At 38.5% G+C, this 26,447-nt stretch carries 20 protein-coding genes; 13 read left to right on the top strand and 7 right to left on the bottom strand.

What is annotated here, in order from left to right; genetic code table 11:
• The first annotated feature begins 112 nt into the window (after nucleotides 1–112).
• The gene (acsF, locus tag H6G68_RS16745; protein WP_190907652.1) at nucleotides 113–1,189 is read left to right on the top strand and encodes a magnesium-protoporphyrin IX monomethyl ester (oxidative) cyclase; all 1,077 of its coding nucleotides are present in this window, start codon (nucleotides 113–115) and stop codon (nucleotides 1,187–1,189) included.
• Between the two features lie 571 nt (nucleotides 1,190–1,760).
• On the opposite strand, the gene H6G68_RS16740 is transcribed toward acsF, so the two are convergent.
• The 3 genes from H6G68_RS16740 to H6G68_RS16730 all read right to left on the bottom strand — a co-directional run bounded on the left by H6G68_RS16740 (nucleotide 1,761) and on the right by H6G68_RS16730 (nucleotide 5,327).
• Nucleotides 1,761–2,885, bottom strand: coding sequence for a HAMP domain-containing protein (locus H6G68_RS16740; RefSeq protein ID WP_190907651.1), 1,125 nt, complete (start codon nucleotides 2,883–2,885; stop codon nucleotides 1,761–1,763).
• A 133-nt stretch (nucleotides 2,886–3,018) separates the two neighbouring features.
• On the bottom strand, nucleotides 3,019–3,687 hold the full coding sequence (locus tag H6G68_RS16735; protein ID WP_190907650.1) for a response regulator transcription factor: 669 nt from the start codon (nucleotides 3,685–3,687) through the stop codon (nucleotides 3,019–3,021).
• A 119-nt stretch (nucleotides 3,688–3,806) separates the two neighbouring features.
• Nucleotides 3,807–5,327 (bottom strand): sensor histidine kinase, encoded by a 1,521-nt coding sequence (locus H6G68_RS16730; RefSeq protein WP_242045296.1) that lies wholly within the window; start codon nucleotides 5,325–5,327, stop codon nucleotides 3,807–3,809.
• 768 nt (nucleotides 5,328–6,095) lie between these two features.
• On the opposite strand from H6G68_RS16730, the gene H6G68_RS16725 reads away from it, so the two are divergent.
• The 7 genes from H6G68_RS16725 to recN all read left to right on the top strand — a co-directional run bounded on the left by H6G68_RS16725 (nucleotide 6,096) and on the right by recN (nucleotide 16,789).
• Nucleotides 6,096–7,382 carry a glycosyltransferase family protein gene (locus H6G68_RS16725; RefSeq protein WP_190907648.1) on the top strand — a complete coding sequence of 429 codons (1,287 nt, stop codon included), beginning with the start codon at nucleotides 6,096–6,098 and terminating at the stop codon, nucleotides 7,380–7,382.
• A gap of 78 nt (nucleotides 7,383–7,460) precedes the next feature.
• A complete protein-coding gene (locus tag H6G68_RS16720; protein WP_190907647.1) occupies nucleotides 7,461–8,684 on the top strand; it encodes a glycosyltransferase family 4 protein in 1,224 nt (407 codons plus the stop codon).
• Nucleotides 8,685–8,860: 176 nt separating this feature from the next.
• A complete protein-coding gene (locus tag H6G68_RS27810) occupies nucleotides 8,861–10,018 on the top strand; it encodes a glycosyltransferase (RefSeq protein ID WP_190907646.1) in 1,158 nt (385 codons plus the stop codon).
• A gap of 1 nt (nucleotide 10,019) precedes the next feature.
• Complete coding sequence (locus H6G68_RS16710) at nucleotides 10,020–11,849, top strand: ABC transporter ATP-binding protein (RefSeq protein WP_190907645.1); 1,830 nt, start codon at nucleotides 10,020–10,022, stop codon at nucleotides 11,847–11,849.
• Between the two features lie 229 nt (nucleotides 11,850–12,078).
• Entirely contained in the window at nucleotides 12,079–13,083 is a 1,005-nt protein-coding gene (locus tag H6G68_RS16705) for a phosphotransferase family protein (protein ID WP_339327870.1), read from the top strand.
• Between the two features lie 104 nt (nucleotides 13,084–13,187).
• On the top strand, nucleotides 13,188–14,732 hold the full coding sequence (locus H6G68_RS16700; RefSeq protein WP_190907644.1) for an iron uptake porin: 1,545 nt from the start codon (nucleotides 13,188–13,190) through the stop codon (nucleotides 14,730–14,732).
• 329 nt (nucleotides 14,733–15,061) lie between these two features.
• On the top strand, nucleotides 15,062–16,789 hold the full coding sequence (recN, locus tag H6G68_RS16695; protein WP_190907643.1) for a DNA repair protein RecN: 1,728 nt from the start codon (nucleotides 15,062–15,064) through the stop codon (nucleotides 16,787–16,789).
• A 500-nt stretch (nucleotides 16,790–17,289) separates the two neighbouring features.
• Here the strand turns inward: recN and H6G68_RS16690 are convergent, their stop codons facing one another.
• Complete coding sequence (locus tag H6G68_RS16690) at nucleotides 17,290–17,457, bottom strand: hypothetical protein (protein WP_190907642.1); 168 nt, start codon at nucleotides 17,455–17,457, stop codon at nucleotides 17,290–17,292.
• 46 nt (nucleotides 17,458–17,503) lie between these two features.
• Here H6G68_RS16690 and H6G68_RS16685 point away from each other — a divergent pair, with 46 nt between their 5' ends.
• A complete protein-coding gene (locus H6G68_RS16685; protein ID WP_190907641.1) occupies nucleotides 17,504–18,586 on the top strand; it encodes a photosynthetic reaction center family protein in 1,083 nt (360 codons plus the stop codon).
• An 84-nt stretch (nucleotides 18,587–18,670) separates the two neighbouring features.
• Here the strand turns inward: H6G68_RS16685 and H6G68_RS16680 are convergent, their stop codons facing one another.
• Together H6G68_RS16680 and H6G68_RS16675 are read right to left on the bottom strand one after the other, a co-directional pair.
• On the bottom strand, nucleotides 18,671–20,026 hold the full coding sequence (locus H6G68_RS16680) for an aminotransferase class V-fold PLP-dependent enzyme (RefSeq protein ID WP_190907640.1): 1,356 nt from the start codon (nucleotides 20,024–20,026) through the stop codon (nucleotides 18,671–18,673).
• Nucleotides 20,027–20,138: 112 nt separating this feature from the next.
• The gene (locus tag H6G68_RS16675; protein WP_190907639.1) at nucleotides 20,139–21,020 is read right to left on the bottom strand and encodes an ATP adenylyltransferase family protein; all 882 of its coding nucleotides are present in this window, start codon (nucleotides 21,018–21,020) and stop codon (nucleotides 20,139–20,141) included.
• Nucleotides 21,021–21,390: 370 nt separating this feature from the next.
• Between H6G68_RS16675 and urtA the strand changes: the two genes are divergently transcribed.
• The 4 genes from urtA (at nucleotide 21,391) to H6G68_RS16655 (ending at nucleotide 25,890) form a co-directional block, all read left to right on the top strand.
• On the top strand, nucleotides 21,391–22,689 hold the full coding sequence (gene urtA, locus H6G68_RS16670; protein ID WP_190907638.1) for an urea ABC transporter substrate-binding protein: 1,299 nt from the start codon (nucleotides 21,391–21,393) through the stop codon (nucleotides 22,687–22,689).
• Between the two features lie 19 nt (nucleotides 22,690–22,708).
• Nucleotides 22,709–24,796, top strand: a complete 2,088-nt coding sequence (locus H6G68_RS16665; RefSeq protein ID WP_190907637.1) for a HAMP domain-containing sensor histidine kinase — start codon at nucleotides 22,709–22,711, stop codon at nucleotides 24,794–24,796.
• A 169-nt stretch (nucleotides 24,797–24,965) separates the two neighbouring features.
• A complete protein-coding gene (locus H6G68_RS16660; protein WP_190907636.1) occupies nucleotides 24,966–25,322 on the top strand; it encodes a Rieske (2Fe-2S) protein in 357 nt (118 codons plus the stop codon).
• A gap of 220 nt (nucleotides 25,323–25,542) precedes the next feature.
• The gene (locus H6G68_RS16655) at nucleotides 25,543–25,890 is read left to right on the top strand and encodes a hypothetical protein (RefSeq protein WP_190907635.1); all 348 of its coding nucleotides are present in this window, start codon (nucleotides 25,543–25,545) and stop codon (nucleotides 25,888–25,890) included.
• A 52-nt stretch (nucleotides 25,891–25,942) separates the two neighbouring features.
• Here H6G68_RS16655 and H6G68_RS16650 read toward each other — a convergent pair whose 3' ends face one another.
• Entirely contained in the window at nucleotides 25,943–26,347 is a 405-nt protein-coding gene (locus H6G68_RS16650; RefSeq protein ID WP_190907634.1) for an FHA domain-containing protein, read from the bottom strand.
• Nucleotides 26,348–26,447: the final 100 nt, after the last annotated feature.

Here is a 26,447-nt window from a genome sequence, read left to right as displayed (position 1 = left end):
AAAGCTGCTCAGATGATTTGGTACAATTTAGTTTCAATAATTTAACTGATGACTACTAATAACTATTTATGCTTAGATAATTTTAAAAGCATAAAATAGCAAAAGGAGTATCATGGTTAAGTCTTTAGAAACTCCCCCAGTTGAGTTATTGAAACCAGGTGTCAAAGCACCGGTTCAAGAAACATTATTAACTCCCCGTTTTTATACCACAGATTTTGATGCTGTGGCAAAAATGGATATTTCTGATCATGAGGAGGAAATAAGGGCAGTAGTTGAAGAACTCAAGGCTGATTATAACCGCCATCACTTCGTTCGTGATGATGAATTTAAACAGTCTTGGGATCACATTCAGGGAGAGAAAAGACTAGCCTTTATTGACTTTTTGGAACGTTCCTGTACTTCGGAATTTTCAGGTTTTTTACTGTTTAAAGAATTATCTCGTCGGATCAAAGATAGTAATCCTTTGCTATCAGAAGCATTTGATTATTTAGCACGAGATGAAGCCCGTCATGCAGGGTTTCTAAATAAGTCAATGGCAGATTTTAATCTTTCCCTTGACTTAAGTTATCTAACTAAAAATCGAACTTATACCTTTTTTCCTCTAGAGTGGGTAATTTACACAGTTTACCTATCAGAGAAAATTGGCTATTGGCGTTATATTTTAGTGTATCGCCATATGGAAAAAAATCCAGATTTCCAGTTTTATCCACTGTTTCGGAAGTTTGAAAGCTGGTGTCAAGATGAAAATAGACACGGGGATTTCTTCAAAGCTTTGTTACGTTCTCAACCCCAGTTATGGAATAATTGGAAAGCGCGGTTATGGGTGCGGTTCTTCTTATTAACGGTGTTTGTTACCCACACAATGACTGTATTTGAACGGGCTAATTTCTATGAAATATTAGGAGTTCATCCTCGTAAATACAATAATCAGGTAATTGAAGAAACCAACAAAACGGCAGCGAGAGCATTTCCCATTATCTTGAATACAAATCACCCCTACTTTTTCTGGTATTTGGAACAATGTGCAATCAATAATCAGAAAATCATCGAACTCAATAACAGTAAGCGTGGGCTAATTGTCAAGTTTTTCAAAAAAATACCTTTGATGAAAAACATCGTTTGGTATATGTTAAAACTTTACCTAATTAAACCCATAAACGCGGAAAAGACTCGTCAGGCTGTTTGTTAATTGATATTTTGCATTTTGACGGTTTGTATTATTCTTAATTTCTAATCTCGCGTAATTCCTAATATCTTTTAAACTAATACAGGGTGTCTGGAAAACCTATCACTAAATCTCTCTTCTAGAAAGAGAGAGATTTTGAATTTTCTCCCTTTCCTCATTGGGAAGGGGGTTAGGTTTTTTGTGGGCTGTTCTCGATGAAATAAAAAGTTAGGGACGTTACTCAACGGGAAGCTGACGCTATATGAAACGTCTTTACAGTATTGTATTCTTCCAGAACAACCTGAGCCTATTTTATTAGCCCAGATTTTTGCCAAGCTTACCTCTCGCTTGTCGTATTCACAATATTTCTACAGCTGTTGAACCCTCGTAATTTGGCGAAGGTATTGTCATTAGAAATGATTTATCGCGGTTTGAAAAGTCTTTTGGTATCTAGGTTTTATAATCATTTAGTGTCCTAATTGCCCTGCGTGAAAACACTTATAGCCCACATTCCACACCCCAACTGTCACAATAGGGAAATTACTAAGAGAAAAAGCCAAGCAAGCATAAAATTTGCAGATTTTTTGGAGTTCCCTTACTCACCATTTTGTTCTGTTTCTATAAGTTGAGCTTGAGTACGACGCAATTTTTCTAATGTCAACTCTAAACTGAGATTTTTCTCGTTTAACTCCCGCGTTCGTTCATGTACTTTTTCTTCGAGAATCTGGCTGTATACTTCTAGTTGTTCATTAGCATCATTTTGGATGTTAATGAGTTGCTTAACTTCCAGGATGAGACGATTAAGAGAAGCTGCTAAAATCCCAACTTCATCATTAGTTGTTACTGGTGCTTGCAAATCAAAATTAGATTCTTCTGTCACCTGTTGAGCAATATGAGTGACTAATTGAATAGGACGCGCAATGGTACGACTGGTGTAAATTGCTAATAATGTGGCGATCGCAATTGATAATGATAAACTACCTAAAATAATGTATAAACGTAATTTTTCTGCCCTTTTCAGTTCCCAATTAGCTTGCTGATACTCCTCGGCTATTACTTCCACAAGCATCGAAATATCATCAAGAAAATCATCAATCATAAAAACTGATGAACCGTGCATGAAATTAAACAGTTGGGTTTGTGCTGTTCTAATCTCATTTGGTGATAATTTACTAGGATTGTTATCTTGAAAAGAACCTCCCGTGTGTTGTAAGTAAGCATCAAATCCTTTGTAGGTTTGTAATAAGCGATAAATAGCTTTTTTCTCAATTATAGAATCATAGATAATTGATTTTTCAATATTGTAGTTAGCTTGGAAATCAAACCAAATTTGTCTAGCTTGCTCAACATACCTCAGTAATAAAGTATATTGCTCTTGCCATCTTTTTGGTTGTTCCATATATAAAATCAGCTTGTGTTGGTTGGTACGAACACGAAATACAATGGTTTTGAGTTGGTAGATTTGATATAACTCTTCAATTGCTGCTTCTTCCCGTTTCTGGGCTTGTCGCTGGTAATGATCCGCAATCAAAAAGCCAATACTAGTTCCCAACACAGCAATACTCAAAAGCAGTCCATATCCAATACCAATTTTTTGGCCAACTTTCAAATGGCTGAACCAATACCGAGGATTGCTTGTGTCTGGACTTGAATTACCTAATTTCAAGGGGATATTTGACAAATCAAAGGTCTGTTTATCTAAGTTGTGATGCTGTTTCATACTCAACCACGACTCAGATAAACTTGAATCCGTTCCTGTCAAGCAAGAAGGCAGGGGGCAGAGAAGGAAAATTCCTACTCATGACTCGGTACTCGGTACTCGGTACTCGGTACTCGGTACTCGGTACTCGGTACTAAGTTCGTAACCGATAACCCATGCCTCTCACGGTCTCAATTAGGTTGCCGCCAAGTTTTTTGCGGAGATAACCGACATAGACATCGACAATATTAGAACCTGGGTTATAGTCGTAACCCCAAACAGAATCTAGGAGTTGTTCTCGACTGATGACTTGTCCTGGATGCCGACAAAACATTTCAGCCATGGCAAATTCACGGGCGGGTAGTTCTATAATGCGATCGCCTAATTTCACTTGTCGAGTCCGCAAATCTAGGACTAGATTACCAGCTTGAAGGGTAAACTCCTGAGCATCTCTAACGGGTCTAACACTCCGCAACCGCAATCTTACCCGTGCCAGTAATTCTTCAAATCGGAAGGGTTTGGTGACATAATCATCTGCACCTCCTTCTAGTCCCGCAACTTTATCATGAATGTCACTGCGAGCAGAAAGGATAATTACAGGGATGTCTTCTCCCTGTCCTCGTAGTTCTTCGAGAACTTGAAATCCATCTTTTCCCGGCAAACGCAGATCCAAAATTAACAAATCAAACGTGCTACTTTGGATCACATCCAGCACACACAACCCATCGGTCAAAATTGTGGTTGTGAATCCTTGCGATCGCAATCCTTTTTGAATAAATGACGCAATCCGAGGTTCATCTTCAACAATGAGAATGTTGGGCATAGATACAAGTAAGGTAAGTTGCTGGTTAGGAGAGTACCGAGTACCGAGTATTGAGTACCGAGTGTTGAGTAATCAGTTGTCAGTTGTTATTATCCCCCTACTCCCTGCTCCCCTGCTTCCTACACCCCTTTTTGTGGGGGATCTAGGGGTAAAATGATGGTAAACATCGAACCTTTGCCTAACTGACTGCGAAGTAATACTTGCCCATCATGAGCTTGTGCGATCGCTCGCACAATAGAAAGTCCTAAACCCGCACCTTCTGAACGACGACGACTATGGGAAGTGCGGGCAAATCGTTCAAAAATCCTTTTTTGATCAACTAGTGGAATACCTTCACCTGTATCACGTACCCAGAAGCGTACCTTTCCTTTAGCGATCGCTGAACCTATGGAAATAGTATCACTGTGATTAGTATGCTGAGTAGCATTTTGCGCCAGATTAATTATAGCTTCGGTAATTCTTTGGCGATCTACAACAATCTGACCTTTAGCCACAGCGTCCAGTTGCCAATCCCTTTCTGCCAGTGCTTGGGCTTTGATCAATAACTCTTGGGTTAACTCTGCCACATTCACCGTTGCTACCTGTAAAAAGTCTGCGCGTTCTGCTTTAGCCAGCAAAATCAGATCATCAACTAAACGGCTCATCCTGTCCAGTTCTCCCATCACCATTGCCAGGGTTTCCTGTTGTTCTTGGGGGTCATCTCCCATCAGTTCTAAATGTCCACGAATGATAGTGATAGGAGTTCGCAGTTCATGTCCAGCATCATTCACAAATTCACGCTGACTGGCAAAAGCCGCTTCGAGTCTGTCCATCATTTCGTTGAATGTTGTTGCCAGTTTTCCCAATTCTCCCTTATCTCGCACTGGCAAACGCTGAGTTAAATCTGACTCACTAATGGCATGAGCCGTAGTGATAATTGTTCTTAGAGGAGTCAGTATCCGCCCTGTAGCTAACCAAGCCAGAATTAACGACACCACAAAAACCAAGCTGGAAACTTCAATAATTGCCGTCACTGCTTCTAAAGCTTGTGTCCTATCCCCAGCAGCATTGTGAGCAACCACAAACACCCCTCGTGTTTCTCCATTGATGGTAATCGGTTCCACAATGTACATAATATTATTAACATCAGAGGTGAAAAATTCCTTTTCTCCCTGTTCTGCATGGGTCTGTTTTGCCCACTGTCTCATTAATAGTGAATTTCTGGCTAGGAGCTTAGGACGGGCGCTAGGACTGGATTTATAGAATTCACCATCTATAAAAGTGATGAAATAGGATTCATCTTTGGGTAGCCGATACAGCAAATAAGCTTTGAAAAGCTTACTTAAGTCTTGTACTGATATGGGAGTAGTGAGTTCTTCTTGTTCAAAGATTAACGAGTTTAATTGCTTTGGTCTGATTACCATCTCTTCAGTGAGTTCATCCTTTGGAATCAAGGTTTGTCCGTTAATCAATGCCTTAAAAGCCTTGATGTCTGCTGCCATATTTTGACGAACACGCTGATCAATGCGGTGATAGAGATGGTAGCGAAATGCAGGAATGGCAATGAGAAACGTTATTCCTAAAATCAGTAAGTACCACAGCAAAATTCGGGTGCGGGCTTCTCCAAATACTTGCTGCCCAACTAAAAGCAACTGAGACATTTTAAAAATAGATAAGATAGATATGCGCTCACGAAACCGGTTTATTATCATCCTCATTTTAAATATTCTTGATTTCAATTTTTCTTGTTCTCTATTTTGATTTGAGTTATTAAGTAGCTTGGCACAATTAAATATAAAACCTCTCTGGTCAACCTCTCCCTAACCCTCTCCTACAAGGAGAGGGAAAAGGAATAATTCTTAATACTGGAGAGGCTTTGACTCCCCCTTCCCTGGTAGGGAAGGGGGTTGGGGGGTTAGGTTTATATTATATTTTTTAACGCCCACTTACTATCACGGTTAAACTCATGCAAATTGGGTTATTTAAAATTATGTTTGTTCCCTGCAAATTATTTTTGCAAATGATAACTATTTGAATATGAGAAAATTTTCATCTATTTTTCATGTGCTTTTCATGATTAATTGATATGTTAGCAATAATCTTTAATATTTCTTAAAGAAAACAAAACCAAATCTTAATATTCTATTTGAAAAACAAGGTTTGGAAAATCCATCTACCCAATGATTACAAAAATGATACTACTATTTAACCCTATTAAATTCAATATCTGGAGAGAGTTAAATAGGTAATAAATCAATTAAATGTAATAAAGGGAGTATGGCTCGCACCAACCTCCGCTATCAGTAGTAAGAATTAGTTCTTAGTCCTGTCTGTTGTCTAATACCTCTGAATCTAGGAGCAAATTTATCAATTGCCATTAATCATTGTTGTGGTTAATTACCCTCATGAAAACTTTGTCAGGATTGCCCATGAAAAACTTATTAGCTCACTCCAGAGAAATAGGAATAACGGTGGCTAGAGAAGAATCTGCGGAAGTTAGTAGTTCATCTAGCAATCCTCGTAAGTGGCGCATTGCTTTATATTCCCATGACACAATGGGACTGGGACACAAACGCCGCAATTTGTTAATTGCTCAAACATTAGGATATTCACCCCTAGAAACCGATATTTTGATGATTAGTGGCATACAGGATGGCAGCAATGTCCCAATACCTCCAGGGGTTGATTGTTTGAGCCTACCTGCACTGTACAAAAACATTGATGGTCAATATCAGGCACGACGATTAGATTTGTCATTGCAGGAAATAATTACACTGCGATCGCAAGTTATTCTCACCACAATCAAAACTTTTAAACCCGATATATTCATTGTTGATAATGTACCCAGAGGAGCAGTCAGAGAACTAGAACCAACGCTAAATTACTTGCGTACCCAAGGAGAAACACGCTGCATTTTAGGTTTACGGGATGTGTTAGATGAACCTGCGTCCGTACAGCGAGACTGGAAACGCCTAGCTAATGAAGAGGCCATTCAAACCTATTATGATGCCGTTTGGGTGTATGGAGATCCAGCCATTTATGATTTAGCACGGGAATATAGTTTCCACCCTACGACTGTTGCCAAATTCCGGTACACTGGCTATCTTGACCAACGTAGCCGCCTCAAGTTCATGGATCTCGATAGTGTTCAGGCATTTAAATCGCTCAATTTGCCATCAGGACGATTAGCATTATGCTTGGTGGGTGGTGGACAAGATGGAGCGCGGTTAGCAGAAACATTTGCCGGTGCGGAACTACCACCAGACATGAATGGCATCATTTTGACAGGCCTGTTTATGCCGCCAGAGGTGCAGCAACGGCTTCAAAAGTTGGCAGCTAAACGTACTAATCTGCGGGTATTAAAATATTTATCTGAGCCGACACTGTTGATAAATCAGGCCGAACGCGTCATTGCCATGGGTGGATACAATACAACTTGTGAACTGTTGTCATTTCAAAAGCGATCGCTCATTGTACCCCGAATTAAACCCCGTCGAGAGCAATTGGTTCGTGCAGAACGCTTACAGTCACTTGGTTTAGTGGATATGCTGCACCCCCACAACCTCACATCTCAAGCATTGACAGATTGGTTAATACAAGAAAGCGAAAAACCACAGATTCGCAACTGTGTCAACCTCAACGGACTCAACCACATTTCTCAATTTATAGACGAAATACTCATACCTGTTCAAAACCCATCAAAACAAGCTTATTAAACAAGGCAGAAGTCACAAATCAGAGGAATAAATACATTATTTTCCCAATTACGAATTACGAACTACGAATTACGAATTATGCCCATTGTTGGTTACGTTCTCAAACGCTATCCCCGTTATTCTGAAACCTTCATAGTCAATGAAATTTTGGCACATGAAGCCGCTGGCTTAAACATTGAAATTTTCGCTTTAAGACCGCCGAGTGATACTCACTTTCAAAATATTATTTCCCAGGTACGAGCTTCCGTAACTTACATTAAACAGCCAATTCAAGGTCGTGTGAGTCAATCTCTCAATAGTCTTGCTCCCACAGCAGCCTGCTATTTTTGGGCAGAATTACAAGAGGCTAGTAAAGTCATTCCCGATTTTTGGTCAAAGTTGGCAGTTGCTGAAGGTGAACAAGCCAGTACAGTCTACCAAGCTGCATGGTTAGCACGGGAGGTAAAACTTAAAGGCATCACTCATTTACACGCTCACTTTGGTAGTGTAGCGACCAGTGTAGCTAGATTAGCATCTCATTTCACGGGCATTCCCTACACATTCACGGCTCATGCTAAAGATATTTTTCATGAGAGTGTTGAATTTGCAGATATGGACAGGAAACTCCAGGATGCGGCTACTATCGTCACTGTCAGCGACTACAACCTCAATTATTTACAAAAAACATATCCTACAGCAGCACAGCAAATTAAACGCATTTACAATGGTTTGGATTTGCGACAATTACAATATTCTTCTCCCGCTAACCGTCCTCCTTTAATTATCTCAGTCGGTCGGTTAGTCGAGAAAAAAGGGCTATCTATTTTGATAGATGCTTGTACCATTCTCAAGCAGAGAAATTGTGAGTTTCAATGTCAAATTGTTGGTACAGGATCATTAGAACTTGTATTAAAACAACAAATCCAAGATTTAGAATTGCAATCTTTTGTAGAAATTATTGGTCCACGTCCTCAAAATGATGTGTTTCAACTGGTACAACAAGCGGCTGTGTTTGCAGCGCCTTATGTGATTGGCAAAGATGGCAACCGGGATGGATTACCTACAGTTTTACTGGAAGCGATCGCATTGGGAACTCCCTGTGTGAGTACGGATGTGACTGGTATTCCCGAAGTGGTACGACATGGTGAGACTGGGTTGATTGTGCCACAAAATCATCCTGACAAATTAGCGATTTCAATTCAAGAACTGCTTACTGATTCGGCTTTGCGGGTTAAGTTGTCAATTCAGGCTAGGCAATTAATTGAATCTGAGTTTGATATTCATGGAAATACTAAAGTTTTACGGGAATTGTTTTTTATGTAGATATGACAGCAGTTTTAAAGGTTGTAGAGAATCAGGTATCAAGAATAATTAAACGCAGATGGACGCAAATGGACGCAGATAAATACAGATAATTAAATTTATTTGTTCATTTTCTACTGTCTTAAATTGAATTGGTATAAATCTGAGAAGTTTATTAAATTCAGGAGTTATAAAGAGTGAGAATTGCATACATTTGTGCTGATCCGGGAATTCCTGTTTTTGGACAAAAGGGTTGTTCTATTCATGTTCAAGAGGTGATACGAGCATTACAAAAGCAAGGTTGTGATGTTGATTTGTTTGCTACTAGAATTGGGGGAATAGCACCAGCAGATTTAGCTAATATTGTTGTTCATCAATTGCCAGCTATCCCCAAAGTGAAAAGGGCAATTAGGGAACAAGTCGCTTTAGAAATTAATTCTGATTTACGTTTAGATTTGCAGAGGTTTGGAACTTTCGACTTCATTTATGAGCGCTATTCTCTTTGGAGTTATAGTGCCATGAAATTTGCCCAAGAAAGGGGAATTCCTGGTTTATTAGAGGTGAATTCTCCTTTGATTACAGAACAGGCAAAGCATCGCGGTTTGATAGATATTCATAGTGCTGAACAGGTGGCGCATCAGGTTTTTCAAGCTGCTACAGCCTTGATTGCTGTTTCTGAGGAGGTGAAAACCTATTTAATGAATTATGTGGATAGTAGTAAAGTTCATGTCATCCCTAATGGTGTAAATCCTGAACGGTTTTCTAATATTAATACTTCCACTGAATCGGAAACTTTTATGGTGGGATTTGTGGGAACATTGAAACCGTGGCATGGTTTACCAATTCTCACAGAGGCTTTTGCTCAACTACATCAAAAAGTACCTGAATCTCGACTTTTAATTGTTGGTGATGGACCAGAAAGAGAAAATATTGAAGCTGAATTATCAGCACTGGGATTAAATACTTTAACTCAATTTACTGGTGCGGTAAGTCCTGATCAAGTTCCGCAATTTTTAGCAAAAATGGATGTGGCTGTTGCACCCTATCCAGCACAATCAGATTTTTACTTTTCACCGTTGAAAGTTTATGAATATATGGCTGCTGGTTTACCTGTAGTTGTTAGTAAAATTGGGCAATTAGTCGATTTAATTGAGCCTGGAGTGAATGGTATTCTTTGTCCTCCTGGTGATGCGATAGCACTAGCAGAAGCATTAGAAAAATTATGGCGATCGCCAACTCTCCGTCAAAGTCTAGGACAAGCTGCACGCCAAAAGGTGATGAAACATCATACCTGGGATGCCATAGTCACACAAATTCTGCACATAGCCGGACTCTATGGGGGTGTAAGACGATAAAATGGCAAAATCCCTCAAAAAAGCTGTTCCTGGTCTTTGGGGAATTCTGGTTTATTTCTGGCCTTATATTCGCCCACAGTATAGATTAATTGTAATTTCTGCGATCGCTCTAATTGCAGATGTGGGACTCCGGGTACTAGAACCTTGGCCGCTCAAGTTTGTATTTGATTATGTTCTCATCCGCAATAATCAACCAAGCAATATTCCAGTAATCGCAAATCTCGAACCGCTTACTTTACTGACACTTTCCGCCGTTGCAATCCTTGTATTTACAGGATTACGCGCTTTTGCTGCTTATTGGAGTACGGTGGGATTAGCCACAGTCGGCAGTCGAGTCATGACCGAAGTGCGTAATCATTTATATCGTCATCTGCAAAATTTGTCTTTGGCTTATCACACCCAAGCCCGTAGCGGTGATTTAATTATTCGTGTGAGTGGTGATGCCAGCCGTCTGCAAGAAGTTATGATTACGGCTGCATTGCCCCTAGTAGTAAGTATTCTCAGTCTATTTGGCATGATTGGGGTGATGTTTTGGATGAATCCCAGCCTTACCCTATTATCACTCCTGACGTTACCGTTATTTGTGTTAGTTACCAATCGACTCAGCCAACAAATTAAAGATTCTTCATTAAAGCAACGAAAACAAGAAGGGGCTGTAGCTGCTACTGCGGCTGAATCAATTGCAGCCATTAAGTTAGTTAAAGCTTTGTGGTTGCAAGATGCTTTTGCACAGGTTTTTTCTCAACAAAATCAGCGTAGCCTCAATGAGAGTGTCAAAACCCAACGTCTGGCTGCTCACCTAGAACGGACTGTGGATGCTGTCATTGCTTTAGGAACAGCTATTGTCCTCTGGTATGGTTCTTGGTTGGCGTTGCGAGATGCCTTGACACCAGGAGATGTACTGGTATTTATCACCTATCTCAAGAATGCCTTTAAACCGGTGCAGAACTTCGCTAAATATACCGGTAGACTGGCTAAAGCTGCCGCTTCTGGGGAGCGAATTTTAGACGTATTAAAACAGCAGCCTGATGTCCGCGATTTACCAGATGCAATTCCTGCGCCGATTTTTCGAGGTGAGGTGTGTTTTGATCAGGTTAATTTTGGCTATGAACCAGGACAAGTTCTGCTAGAAGATATCAACTTAAATATTCAACCAGGACAACAAATAGCAATTGTCGGTACTTCTGGGAGTGGAAAGTCAACATTAGCTAGCTTATTGTTGCGGCTTTATGACCCCTCGCTGGGTCAAATTATGATTGATGGTAAGGATATCCGAGAGTATACATTGGCATCATTACGCCCGCAAATTAGTGTGGTTTTACAAGAAAGTATCTTGTTTGCGGCGACTATTCGGGAAAATATCGCTTATGGTGTTGCAGGGGTGTCTGATGTTGAGATTGAAGATGCGGCTCGTCTGGCTAATGCTCATGATTTTATCCAAGCTTTACCGCAAGGATATGACACTTTTGTGGGGGAAAGAGGGGCAACACTTTCGGGGGGACAACGCCAACGAATTGCGATCGCACGGGCTGCTATTCGTCAAACTCCAATTCTCATTTTAGATGAACCTACAACTGGTTTAGATAAGGGTAATGAAAAGGCTGTAATTAATGCTCTACAACGGCTTTCTCAAAACCGTACAACCTTCTTAATTACTCATGATCTTAACTTTGCTACTCGCGCCGATATGATTATTTACATGGAAAATGGGCGGGTTTTAGAGAAAGGTACTCATTTGGAATTGATGCAAAAAAATGGGCATTATGCAGCATTGTATCAAATACAAAGTGCAATTAAAAATGATAACTTTGAAACAATACAGTTCAGTTAAGAACTTATTTTTTTCTTCTCTCTGCGTCGCGCCAGTTGCTGCCTCTTTCAGAGGAGCTATGCCTACGGCACGCTGCGCGAACGCTAACAAGTCGGGAAACCCGCCCAACGCACTGGCTTCTCTGTGCCTCTGCGGTTCGTTTTAAAAAAAGAGTTTTGGGATTAAGGTAAACATATTGGGTGTTGAGGATGCAGCGGGTAAAGAATTTGTAAACATAGAGGTACGCAAAGTGTTACCAAATTTAATTAACTTGAATAGTGTAAATGATACTAAAATGCCGTTTTTATCAGAGGTAATTGACCCTTTACAGGTGGAAGAATGTTTTAGTAAATATTTATCAATTGCTCAAAATACTCATCTGGAAAAAATTGAAGTTATTCGTCACAAACCAGGAAGACGTTGTTTAATTGAATATCAATTGATTAATGATTATGGACAAATAATAACGCTGATTGGTAAGGTTCGCGCTAAGGGGACTGATTTTCATAGTTATGAGTTACAGAAATCTTTGTGGGAATCAGGATTTGGTGAGGATAGTGTTGATGGAATTTCTGTCCCTGAACCTGTGGGTGTAATTCCTGAATGGCAAATGTGGTTACAGCGTAAAGTTGAAGGTGTGACATTTACTCAATTATTAACACCAAATAACAATGTTTTATTAGGAAAAAAAATTGCTGAAGCTGCCCATAAACTTCACACAACTAATATTTCTCCGCGTCGTTCTCATACTATGAATGATGAGTTAAGAATCTTGCATGAACGCATTTCCTTGGTTATCGAAAAATATCCACAATGGCAAGAACGTCTAGAAAGAATTTTGGCAGAATGTAATCATTTAGGAAATAACACTCCAGAGATAGAAGTCTGTGGTATTCATCGAGATTTTTATCCAGATCAATTAATTATTAATAATGAGCGTTTGTATCTAATTGATTTAGATTTATATTGCCAAGGTAATCTAGCCCTGGATATTGGTAATTTTATTGCTCATATTCAAGAATACAGTCTGCGTGTATTTGGTAATTTCGTGGAGTTGCACGAGTTAGAAACATCTTTGATTGAACGATTTCTTGAGATTACAAGTGATGAGTTGCGAGGCGCAATTGCATCTTATACGACTTTAACTTTAGTCAGGCATATTTATATTAGCACTCTATTTTTAGACCGTTCTTTTTTTACGGAAGCATTATTAAATTTATGTGAACAGCGTTTAAATATAATTTGTAATTCGTAATTATATATTACTTGATATTTCATGAATTTATTTAAATTTATTTTTTCTCACGCAGAGACGCAGAGGGCGCAGAGAAGAGAGATTTCTTATTTCAGGAGATTGCTGTGAAGAATTTTGGCTGTTTACTAAAAGCTGGTTTAATTAGTTTAGTTGTTTCTTGCACTCTGAGCATTAGAACTCAAGCTAATTCTATATCTCCAGATATTAATAACTTCAATCAAATTAACTCTGTCTCCCAATTATCAAATATTAGTGCCGATAGTTGGAAATTTAAAACCCTACAATCATTAGCTCAAAAGTTTAATTGTGTAAATGGTTTGTCTAAAAATAATGACCTGACTAATAAACAATTAACTCGATACCAATTTGCGGTTAAACTCAATACTTGTATAGCTAGTATAAGTCAGCTAATTATTAATAATGATTCTGCTGCAATTGACCAAGAAACATTCATTACTATCCAGCGATTACAAAGGGAATTTTCACCAGAATTAAATATTTTTGAAACACGAGTCAGTTTATTAGAAACCAATGTTAATAAATTAGAATCACAGCAGTTTTCACCCCATGTAGAATTAGAGGGAGAGGTGATTTTTGCCGTGACTGGGGTTGCTGGTAAACAAAAAGCTGGGACTACTAATAAGCCAATCAATGATAATTTAGTATTGAGTAATCGCGTCCGTCTCACTTTAGAAAGCAGTTTCACAGGTAAAGATAAATTGCAAGTGCGTTTACAAGGCAGCAATACACCCGAATTGGAAGATGTCACTGGCACTAAAATGGCCAATTTAGGATTTGATGGTGATGATGAAAATGAGGTCGAATTAGATGAAATAGAATATAGGTTTGGGTTAGGTAAACAAACCCGGATGACTTTGTATGGGTTGGGAGGAGGTTTAGGTGATTTAGTTCCTAGTATTAATCCTCTGTTTAGCGGTAGTGGGGATGGATCGATTTCTACATTTGGTCGAGAAAATCCTATTCGACGACAAGGTGGTGGAGTGGGTGTTGGTATTTCTCATAATTTGAATAATGCTGTTAATTTTTCGTTGGGATATATTGCTAGTAATGCAGCTGATTCAAACAAGGGAATTTTTGCTAGTCCTAATGGTGTTATTTCTCAACTCACTCTCGAAGCTACTAAAACAACTGCACTTAGTTTTACCTATGTCTACTCTCACAATAATCTGAATACGGGAACCGGCAGTGAATTAACCAGCGATCCATTTAATGATCAAGCAAATTCTATTACTGCTAATTCTTTCGGTGCAGAAGCAGCTTGGCAAATTAACCCAACTATTTCTCTTGGTGGTAGAGTTGGTTTTATTAATGCTGAAACAGAAGATTTACCAACAGATGCAAATGCGACTATTTCCACATGGGCAGTTTTGCTAACTCTCAAAGATATTGGTAAAGAAGGTAGCTTTGCTGGTTTTGTATTCGGTCAACCCCCGAAAGTAACTCATAATAGTTTTGGTAAAGCCTTTGAGGATAAAGATACGTCTTTACATCTAGAAGCTTTTTACCATTTTTCTATCACGGATAATCTAGCAATAACTCCAGGATTATTTGTAATTATAAGCCCGGAACATGATAATAGTAATGACACTATTTATGTAGGTACTGTGCGGACAACATTTACCTTCTAATCGAAAATTTGTTGCAGTTGGCATCCCCGTGAGTGGGATTATAGCTATGTGGAATATTGATTGAGGTATCTTTTCTCGCATCAAGACTTGTAAGCAGCACACACAGATTTTGACCGCAGATGAACGGATGGAATGTTGATTTAATCCTGTTCATCCTAAAATCCTGTCAATCCTGATATGGCTTGCGCCACGCTACGCTATCAGACAAAGTTTCGTAAAATCCGTTACTTAACCCCCTTCTCCAAAAAATACCCGTGTATACATTACCAATTAGATAGAGATAAAATTGATAAGTATCCGGCATTTGCCCTCACGGAGATTTTGGCCTGATGTTGCTATGCCTCAGAATTGAGAATTTTGCCCTCATTGACCAACTAGAATTGGATTTTGGCGCTGGGTTGAACGTGTTAACAGGGGAAACTGGCGCGGGAAAGTCGATTATTTTGGATGCGATTGATGCAGTTTTAGGTGGTAAAGTTTCTAGTCGTGTAATTCGCACCGGCACGAGTCGCGCTTTGGTAGAAGGTACTTTCAGTTTAAATCCTTTCCTAGCGGCTTGGTTGAGTGAACAGGAAATTGATTTAATTGATGATAACTCTGTAATAATTAGTCGAGAAATCAGCACGACCATAAGTAATATCCGCAGTAGATCGCGTGTAAATGGGGTGTTAGTAAATCGGCAGATTATGGCTGGTTTGCGCGATCGCTTGGTGGAAATTACCGCCCAAGGACAAACTGTACAAGTGGGACAATCTACCCAAGTCCGAGATTGGTTAGATTTATATGGTGGCGACTCTTTGATGCAACAACGCCAAAAAGTTGCTGTTGCTTTTATTGCTTATCAACAAGCACACCAAACTTTAGAAAAACGCCGTACTTCCGAACGAGAACGTTTACAACAACTGGATTTACTCACCTATCAAGTGCAAGAATTGGGTGCAGCAAATCTTAGTGATGCTCAAGAAATGGAACAATTGACGCAGGAAAGAGAACGCCTCAATCACGTTGTTGATTTGCAACAAATGAGTTACAAAGTTTATCAGGCTTTGTATCAAAATGAAGATGAAACTCCCACCGCTGCGGATTTGTTAGGAGACAGTGAAACGACATTAAATCACATGGTAGAGTTCGATTCTCAATTACAATCTTTGCTGGAATTGGTGCGAGATGCAGTAGCAGCAGTGATGGAAGTGGGAAGACAAATTAGTGCTTATGGGGAAGGATTAGAAGCAGATCCACAACGGTTAGAAGAGGTTGAGGAACGGATTCGGGAATTAAAACAAATTTGTCGCAAATATGGCCCAACGCTCACGGAAGCGATCGCTTATTATGAACGTATCCAAAAAGAATTAGCTGAACTTAATAACAGTGAATTATCAATAGAAACTTTAGAACAACAAGAACAAACTTGTTTACATCACCTCAACAAAGTTAGTCAGACATTAACCCAACTGCGTCGTCAAACTGCGGCTAATTTAGAATCTCATTTGTTAGCTGAACTCAAGCCATTAGCAATGGAAAAGGTGAAATTTCAAGTTGAAGTTACACCAATTCCTCCTACCACTATAGGTGCAGATAAAATTACTTTTATGTTTAGTCCTAACCCTGGTGAACCTATACAACCATTAACAGAAATTGCTTCTGGTGGGGAAATGAGCAGATTTTTACTAGCTTTAAAAGCTTGTTTTAATCAACATGATGGGGCTGATACAATGGTATTTGATGAAATTGATGTAGGGGTGTCAGGAAGAGTTGCTCAAGCTATTGCTGAGAAATTACACCAACTTAGTCAAAATCAACAAGTATTATGTGTTACTCATCAACCTTTAATTGCAGCAATGGCAGATCGACATTTTCGAGTTGATAAACAAGTTATTAATAAAAATGGTAATACTGAACAGCGTACAGTTGTCAGAGTTACCAGTTTGGATAATTTAAGTACTCGTCGGGAAGAATTAGCACAGTTAGCAGGTGGTAAATCTGCCAATCAAGCGATTGCATTTGCCGAATCTCTGTTATTACAAGCTGCAAACCATCGTCGTCAAGAACAAAGTTAAATTCTCAACTGATAGTAAATTGTGTGTATTATACATCGACCGAGTTTAAATATGCGTTTTTCATACTCCCTTCCCACTAGAAGGATACGGATTAAATGAACCGCGAAGACGCGAAGGACGCGAAGGAAGAAGGAAGAAGGAAGAAGGAAGAAGATAAGTAATCTTACACTGGGAAGGGAGTAACCCTTGTAGAGGCGTTGCATACAAAGTCTCTACATCCTTTTCCACTCCTATGTCTATTGCGTAAGTCCTAAAAATGGTGACGAAAGCTGATAGCTAATAACTAGCCAATGAATACTTACTCAACAATTGCAAAGATATTTGACAAATATTCATTCTAATTAGGACTTTTATTAGAATAAAGATGATTCAGATAAATTCTGAAGTTAAGTATCTCTTACCATTTCTTTGTGAAGTTGGGCCAAATTCTAGCTTTTTTCAACGCAAAGGTACGCAGAGGTTAGCGCAAAGGTACGCAGAGATTTTCTCAAGATAATTCGCTATGTTCCAAAATAATTAGGTGCATCTAGGGCTACGCCACGCAAGCTATCATAGAGAATTGGTATCTCAACATTGTTAACAAACCTACTACTTATCGTTAAATTCCACTCCAAAAAACCAACACTAACAAAAGAAAAAACTTCCGGTTTTCCAGAATTTGACAACATTTTGAATCCATTTTAATCATCATCTTCAAAAAATGAGGTGTAGACAATGACTATCATTGCTCCACGTCGAGAAGAATTCGATTTCTTTGAACTATGGGATCGCTTTTGTGCTTGGGTGACTAGCACAGAAAATCGTCTCTATATAGGCTGGTTTGGCGTTTTAATGATTCCCACCTTGTTAGCTGCCACCACTTGTTTTGTAATTGCTTTTATCGCTGCACCGGCAGTAGACATGGAAGGGATTAGAGAGCCAATCCGAGGTTCTCTAATGGATGGTAACAATATAATTACAGCCGCAGTAGTGCCAACTTCTGCCGCAATTGGTCTTCACTTTTACCCAATTTGGGAAGCTGCTTCATTAGATGAATGGCTTTATAACGGTGGTCCATATCAACTCATTGTCCTGCATTTTTTGATTGGGATTTGGTGCTATTTAGGGCAGTTATGGGAGTTAAGTTACCGTTTGGGTATGCGTCCTTGGATTTCCATTGCTTATTCTGCACCAGTCATAGCAGCCACATCAGTATTACTAGTTTACCCAATTGGTCAAGGTAGCTTTGCTGACGGTTTACCCCTTGGTATAGCAGGTACATTTCACTTTATGTTGGCATTCCAAGGAGACCATAATATTTTGATGCACCCCTTCCATATGTTAGGAGTTACGGGAGTATTTGGCGGTGCATTATTGAGTTCCTTACATGGTTCTTTGGTAACATCTACCTTACTACGGAAAACTGACGAAAATGAATCTCCCAATGCTGGATATAAGTTAGGTCAGCGTCACATAACCTATGACTATTTAGCAGGACATTATGGTTATTTAGGTCGCTTGTTGATTCCCCCTTTTGCAAGTCGAAATCACCGGGCATTTCATTTTTTGCAAGCTGCATTACCAACAATTGGTATTTGGTTTGCCGCAGCAGGGGTAGTGAGTATGGCATTTAATTTGAATGGTTTCAACTTCAATCATTCGATTTTAGATAGCCAAGGTGCAGTAGTTAGAACCGATGCGGATATGCTCAATCGAGCTAATATTGGGATTCAAGCAATGCACGCTCCTAATGTCCATAATTTCCCAATTATTATGTCCAGCGGTGAGCCTATTGCCGTGAATTTTGTGATGTTGTAGATATTTGAGGGTGGGTTAGTTAGCGATTAACCCACCATGTAATTTTTCAAAGTTTGATATTGTTTTTTTGCATTGATTGAGAATTTAAATCTCAACTAACACCGACAAAAGTTGATTAATTTCTTCCACATTATTATAGTGTGCTAATCCCATTCGCAGTAAACCACCAGTTGTTTCCACACCTAACCTTTCGGTGAGAGTAATTGCATAGAAATTACCGTGCCAAGTAAAGATTCCTTTCTCTCCTAAAATCTTAGCTATATCTGCCGGTGTTTTTCCCTCAATCCGAATAGAAACAGTTGGTGTCCTCCAGATAAATTGACGAGGTTCAGTAATACCATAAACCCTTAAACCTGGAATTTCTAACAATCCAGAAATGAGCTTTTTACTTAATTCTCTTTCATATTGCTGAATGGCTGACATTGCAGCTAACAAAGCCGCACGACGACTGTGATAAGCTGATGCTAACTCATGGTTAGGTTGTTCAGGTTCAGTGAGAAAGCGAGGACAATGAAATGTAGTTAAACCTTCTCTATCAGCTTCCATTAAAGACGAAAGCAATTCATTATCTAAAGTTGGAGAAACATGACAACCTAATTTTGCTAAATAATTAATTGTTGCTACTAATCCCGCCAAACCTTCATGATTTAAAGTTCCTGTTTCCCAACAAGATGGAACTTCATCAGATGCAGGTTTTACTTTATAAGGAGAAAACCGCGCTAAATGTTCTTTTTTTCCGTAGAGAATCCCAACATGAGGAGAGAAAAATTTATAAGCAGAACAAGCGAGAAAATCACAGTTTAAATGATGGACATTAATCGGTGCATGAGGTGCATAATGGACAGCATCAACAAAAACTAAAGCACCAACAGCATGAGCTAGATTAACAATTTTAGCAATATCATTAATAGTCCCCACCGCATTGGAAGCATAACTTACCGCTACTAATTTTGTGCGGGAATTAATTTTCTGTTCCAAATCATTCATGTCGAGAGTGCAGTCTTCAACATTAATATCCACAACACGGATAATGACACCCTTTTCTTCTAAAGCATACCAAGGAGAAACATTAGCCGCATGATCAAGACAAGTCACAATAATCTCGTCACCTGGTTGCAATTCTCGACCAATAGCGCGACTGACAGCAAAAGTGAGAGTAGTCATATTTGCACCAAATACGACTTCATCATGATCGCATCCTAAAAAATCTGCGATCGCAGCCCGTGCAGAATTAATCACCGCATCCGTTCGCACACTGGTAGCAAAATAACCGTGAGCATTAGCATTAGAACGTACTAGATAATCATTCATCGCATCCAGCACCGCACCAGGTATCTGAGTTCCACCAGGGCCATCAAAGAAAATTGCTGGGTATCCATTAATAGTTTGTGTTAATGCTGGAAATTGTGCGCGAATCCATTTTAAATCAAGAGATTCCATAAATAAATTTCCTCATTTTTTAATAACTACAAAGAGCAAAAATAAATTATATCTCCATCTCAAAAATAACCTCCTCCTTGTCCCTCTGCGCTTAACTCTGCGTTCCTCTGCGTTAAAACTCCACTACAGCCACATTCCTCAAAATATTCATTGGCCCTATATCTTTAAGCAGTTGCAGTTGTTCAGCATTCCGCACCAACAAAGCACCAGCAAACCCCAAAGAATTCACAGAAATTGACTCAAATTCCTCCTGCGATCGCGGTACAATTAACATCCATTCTCGCGTAGCCAAAAGATTATATGCAATAGATTGTATATTATTAATCGGTTCAATACCCACCGCCCGCATTAAATCGTGATATTTAGCTAAAGTTACCTCAGCACCTGCTTGAATATCTAGAGTTGTGAACGCGTGTAAAAAAGGAAATCCAGGTATAGTTGCCACAGAATCTTGAAATTTAGCTGCTGTTAAAAGTGGTGTAATAGGAATATTTTTCCCAGAAAAAGGGACAATTTGCAAATGTTTATGTCGCTGACTAGCACCAGCAAGTTTGCCACTATTATAAAACACTAAACCATCAAAATCAGCAAGAATTGCCCACATCGCTGCAAAATCTTCTAAAGTTAGTAAGCTTTCCTGTTCTTCAAAAGCACGGGTGATAATCAACAAGTGATAATCAACGACATTGAATTTATTTAAAATGCAAACGTGAGTATCAGAAATATCCGCCACAAATAAATCTTCTTCGTAAGGTAAGAAAGGATTAAACTCTTTACCAGTTGTGGTAGTTTGTTTTTCTTGTTTTTCCTTAGCTGCTTTTTTGAGGTTGAGGTTCGATAAAATTCTGATTAAAAATTTAATTCCATCTTCTTCAATAAATTCAAACTCTGTCGGGAGAGATTTTAGCGCCCCGCATTTTAAAGCTTGTTCTGTGGTTTGTTTGACTTTTGTCCATAATGTGCCTGGTTCGAGTAATATTTTTGCTTGTTTCATCTGTTTTTATATATTATGAATTTTCCCTATGTGAATTTTTAATAATTACCATCAAAATCAGCCCTACATTCCTGATCTTTAGAATTATCCCCCTGTTTGAGAGCGATCGCAACTAATCCCCTAACGATTACACTCATATCAGCAGGACATAAGTAGTAATTTATACTTTTAAAATATTAATAATCACCATCAAAATAGCCGAATTACAGTCCATATCTCGTTAGCCATAACCTAACCATATTAGCTGAAATAATTAAGATAACTTTAAATAAAGTATTGGAAATTTCACCTATACTGAGTCCATTCACAAGAAAAACGTTGAATACTACCTTACAGCCATTTCATCTTCTCTGACTGCTTTTGCAAAAATATGTTTCAGCAAAATACCACATATAAATTCCATTTAGTAAAACGTAAGCATCAAAAAAATATTCTGATAATACTAGCTTTTATATTGGGAATTACACTATTTTATTTAACTCATTCCCAGATCAAAGCCTCTCACCAACCCATTAAAGTTGGTATTCTCCATTCCCTCAGTGGCACAATGGCAATTAGTGAAAAATCCGTTGTTGATGCTACCTTATTAGCGATTGCAGAAATTAACAAAAAAGATGGAATTCTTGGCAGAAAAATTCAACCAATTATTGTTGATGGTAAATCAGATGATCATACATTTGCAAAAGAAGCTGAAAACCTAATTACTCAGGAAAAAGTCGTCACAGTCTTTGGTTGCTGGACTTCTTCTAGTCGAAAAACCGTTAAGCCTATATTTGAAAAACATAATCATCTACTGATTTATCCAGTCCAGTATGAAGGTTTAGAGGAGTCACCAAATATAGTTTACACAGGTGCTGCACCCAATCAACAAATTATTCCTGCCGTCAAGTGGTCTTTTGATAATTTAGGTAAACGGTTTTTTCTAGTGGGTTCTGATTATATTTTTCCCCGCACCGCCAACGCTATTATTAAAGACCAAGTAACCGCACTAAGGGGAGAAATTTTAGGAGAAGACTACATCCTCTTGGGTAGTAATAATGTGGAAATAGCGATAAAAAATATTTTAAAAACCGAACCAGATGTAATTTTAAACACGATTAATGGTGACAGTAATCTGGCATTTTTTAAAGCTTTAAGGAAAGCTGGAATTACCCCCGATAAAATTCCCACTATTTCTTTTAGTATTGCTGAACAAGAATTGAGTTATTTGCCGAGAGAATATGTGGTTGGTGATTATGCAGTTTGGAACTACTTTCAGAGTATTAATGATAACGTTAATAATGATTTTATTGGGAATTTTCAAACAAAATATGGTAAACATAGGGTTACATCTGATCCCATTGAAGCTGGTTATTTTGGAGTTTATTTATGGGCGCAAGCTGTTGCAGATGCAGGGAAAGATGAAGTCAATCTTATTAAAGAAAATATTAAAGACCAAAGTTTTAAAGCACCGGAAGGTATTGTATATATAGATTCAGATAACCAACATACCTGGAAAACAGTCCGAGTTGGTAAGATAAAAGCAGATGGACAATTTGAAATTGTGTGGAACTCAGATAAACCAATTCGTCCTGTACCCTATCCTCTTTCCCGTTCCAAAGCAGACTGGGAAATGTTTCTAAATTCTCTCTATAAGAATTGGAATAACAACTGGGCTAATCCTGGTTGAAAATAATTGAAGAAAGGAGATGCTAAAATTGAAAAAAATTACAATTGTCAATAAACTATTATTATGGTTTTTATTAATTGCCTTAGTCCCGCTGACAACTGTTACCTGTTTAACCTATTATATTGTAGGAAAAGCCCAAGAAAAACAAGTAAATAATAATCTTATTTATATTGCTGAAACCAAGGCAAAAAGATTAGATAATTATATCAATGAACGTAAAAAAAATGCCGCAGCTATTGCCCAAATACCAAATATAGTTGATGCTATAGAAAAATATCAAAAAATCTTTAAACAATCAGGAATTAACTCACTAACATCTTGGCAGTTAGATGCAAAATATCGACCGTTTATAGCTAAATATTTAGAAATATTTGATTATTCTGATATTGTGTTAATATCACAATCCGGCGATCATATTTTTTCGGTAAAACGGGGCAAAGAATATGGTCAAAATTATTATAATGTGCATTTAAAGAATTCAGAATTAGCCAAAGTCTTTGATCGAGCTAAAACCTTGATGCAAGTAGAAGTTTCTAATTTTGGATATTATAAAACTATCAATGAGCCAGCCGCTTTTATTGCTGCTCCAGTGTTTAAAAAAGATTTGATTATTGGTGTAGTAGTCTTGCAATTGAATAATCAAGAATTTAATAAAGTAGTAAACGATTACACGGGTTTAGGTAATACTGGTGAAACAATTGTCGGTTCCTTAGTAGGGGAAAAAATAATTTTTACTTCTCCAACTAGACATGATCCAAATGCTGCTTTTCAAAGAACTGTCAAGATTAGTCAACAGAAATTAAATCCATTAGATCAAGCTGCACATGGGATTAAAGGAACGGGTATTACGATTGACTATCGCGGTCAAAAGACTATTGCAGCCTGGAGATATTTACCTTCTTTAAATAGCGGGTTGTTGGTGAAAATGGATACCTCAGAAGCCTTTGAAGCTTTAACAACTCTCAGAAATATTGTCATCTTTTTAGGAATAATTACAGTTTGTTTCGTGATTTGTGCTGCTCTTGTAGTTGCCAAATCAATTTCTAAACCAGTTGTGCAACTCACTCAAATTGTTCACGAATTAGCACAAGGCAATCTACATAAAAAAGTACCAGTTCTTAGCCATGACGAAATCGGTCAATTAGCGCAATCATTTAACTGCATGACTGAACAACTAGAAGCATCTTTTACAACTATTCAAGAACGAGAGCAAGAATTAGCTATCGCCAAAGAAAAACTAGAAGTGGTTTTAGCACAATTACAGCAAGAGGCACAACAACTAGCTTCTCAATTGGTGCAAAGTGAAAAAATGTCTAGTTTAGGGCAGTTAGTAGCTGGTGTAGCACATGAAATTAACAACCCAGTTAACTTTATTTATGGTAATATTAATCCGGCTCATGAATACATTGAAAATTTACTTAAGCTGATACAACTTTATCAACTCTACTATCCCCACCCAGTCCCCGAAATTCAGGCTGAAATAGAAGCAATTGATTTAAGTTTCTTAATTGCCGACTTGCCTAAATTACTGAATTCAATGAAAATTGGTACTCAAAGAATTAAAGAAATTGTTCTATCTCTGCGAACCTTTTCTCACTTGGATGAAGCGGAAATGAAAGCAGTAAATATCCATGAGGGTCTAGATAGTACTCTGATGATTTTGCAAAATCGTTTCAAAGCTACATCTAACCGTCCTGCAATTGAATTGATCAAAGAGTATGCTAACTTACCTTTAGTCGAGTGCTACGCTGGACAACTCAACCAGGTATTTATGAATATTCTGGTAAATGCGATTGATGCTTTGGAAGAGTCTATTCTCAGTCAAGAATTTGCATTAAGCAAACCACAGATTCGCATTTATACTGAAATCGGGGAAGATAAAAAAGTAATTATTCGCATAGCTGATAATGGAATTGGCATTCCCGCAAATATCTACAAGCGAGTCTTTGACCCTTTTTTCACTACTAAACCCGTAGGTAAAGGTACAGGTTTAGGTTTATCTATTAGTTATCAAATTATCACTGAGAAACATCTGGGAAAATTGGAGTGTATTTCCTCTCCTGGAAAAGGTACAGAGTTTATAATTGCAATTCCCCTACATCAGTAAGCTGTCTAGAGCATAAGTTCTGATCTTGTGGAAAGGTTATCCGTATCACTGAGTCTTTGCGTTTTCGTCTCTTCCTTAACCGCGTTTATCTGTAGTTAATTATTAATTTAATCATACCGCGCACAATTGCGGGAAACTGAGAACAGATTTGTAAGCAAAGGAAAACTGTATGGCCTGGATTAAGGTTCTGTCAGCTAATGCACTGGCTTCCGGTGCGAGAGAAGTTGTGAAAGTGGGTAAGCGGAATATCTTGCTGTTAAACCACGAAAATCAGATTTATGCTGTAGAGAATAGCTGCCCTCACTTAAAATTACCGATGAAATCCGGGAAAATTAAAGACGGGGCGATTGTCTGCTCTTTCCATCGTAGCGCTTTTGACCTGAGTAGCGGTGAAGTAAAAACTTGGTGTCCCTGGCCACCTGGAGTGGGTAAGTTACTTTCAATGGTTTCCGAAGCTAAAACCTTACCTGTATTTCCTCTGCGTGTGGAAGAAGGCAATATTTTGGTTGATGTCCCAGAGGAATAATAGCTAGGAATAATAGCTAATATCCTGTTCTGTTGAACAGAAGAAGCACGGGGGAAAGGGGGAATTGCCCCCATATCCCCGTTTCCCCGCATCTCTTCTTCAGATGTAGAGCGATCGCTTGCGAAAAAATTCGGCTTCAGGTAATAAATTTATAACAACTTGTCTTTTATTTGCTTCAGTATTATAGGATGGACGGAGTGTTGTAAGGCGTGGGGCTATTATGGCTCGCTATACCTGTTCATTTATTGTTTCTGTTCCCATTGAGCATCTCCAAGCATTACTTATAGAACTGCTACAAGACTGTGACTTGGATGTTCAATACTACACAGCCGACTACATTATGGCTCGTGAAATTCCTGGTAATGTATCTTTTTCTAAGTTAGTCACCGTTGAAGTACTGATTGATAAATCTACTGCTACGGAAACGGAAACCCGATTAAGTATAGTGATGAAAAATGAGGAACTGCCACTGCAATTGAATAATCATTGCCGACAAATGTTTGATTTTGTCAAGCAGGCAATTGAACATAGCCGACATTGGCATCTAATTGAAAGTCTTGCAGGATAACAACGTAAGTTGCTAGTATCGCCAGCTACTAGCAACTTGGGTTCTTACTTTGTCATTCCTCTATATCCTCTGTTGTTCCAGGGTTTATTAATGTAATATCATACTCACAAGCATCCGTTTGTCCTGAAAGGCGAGTATTTTTTAACACATAATAAATTGCACGTACTTGAGGGCCAAAGACAATTTCGTCTTCATTTTTGAGGTTATGGGTTGGTAGTTTGCGTCCGTTAATTACTAAACCGTTGGCACTGGGCTTACCCTTGGAATCACCATCTATAATCCGGTAATAATAGCCATTATTCTGATTCTTGCGTGGGAATCGGACTAATGTGGCATGGTGACGAGAGACAAACTGTGATATCAACCGAATACTGCAATTACGGTCTCTACCGATAGAATAGACGGAGTTTTCCAGAGGAAATTCTTTACGTCCTTGATCATCTTCTATAATAGACATCTCCGAAAAAGAATTAAATTATGGTATAAGAATATAAAAGTGTATTTTTTGGTAAGACGTTATGGGCAGTATATTTGAATATATTCAGAGCAATCCTCAC

The organism is Anabaena catenula FACHB-362 (genome assembly GCF_014698735.1).
Taxonomy (GTDB): domain Bacteria; phylum Cyanobacteriota; class Cyanobacteriia; order Cyanobacteriales; family Nostocaceae; genus Anabaena; species Anabaena variabilis_A.
Note: the sequence above shows the minus strand (reverse complement) of the source record. Positions and strands in the feature narration are given on the sequence as shown.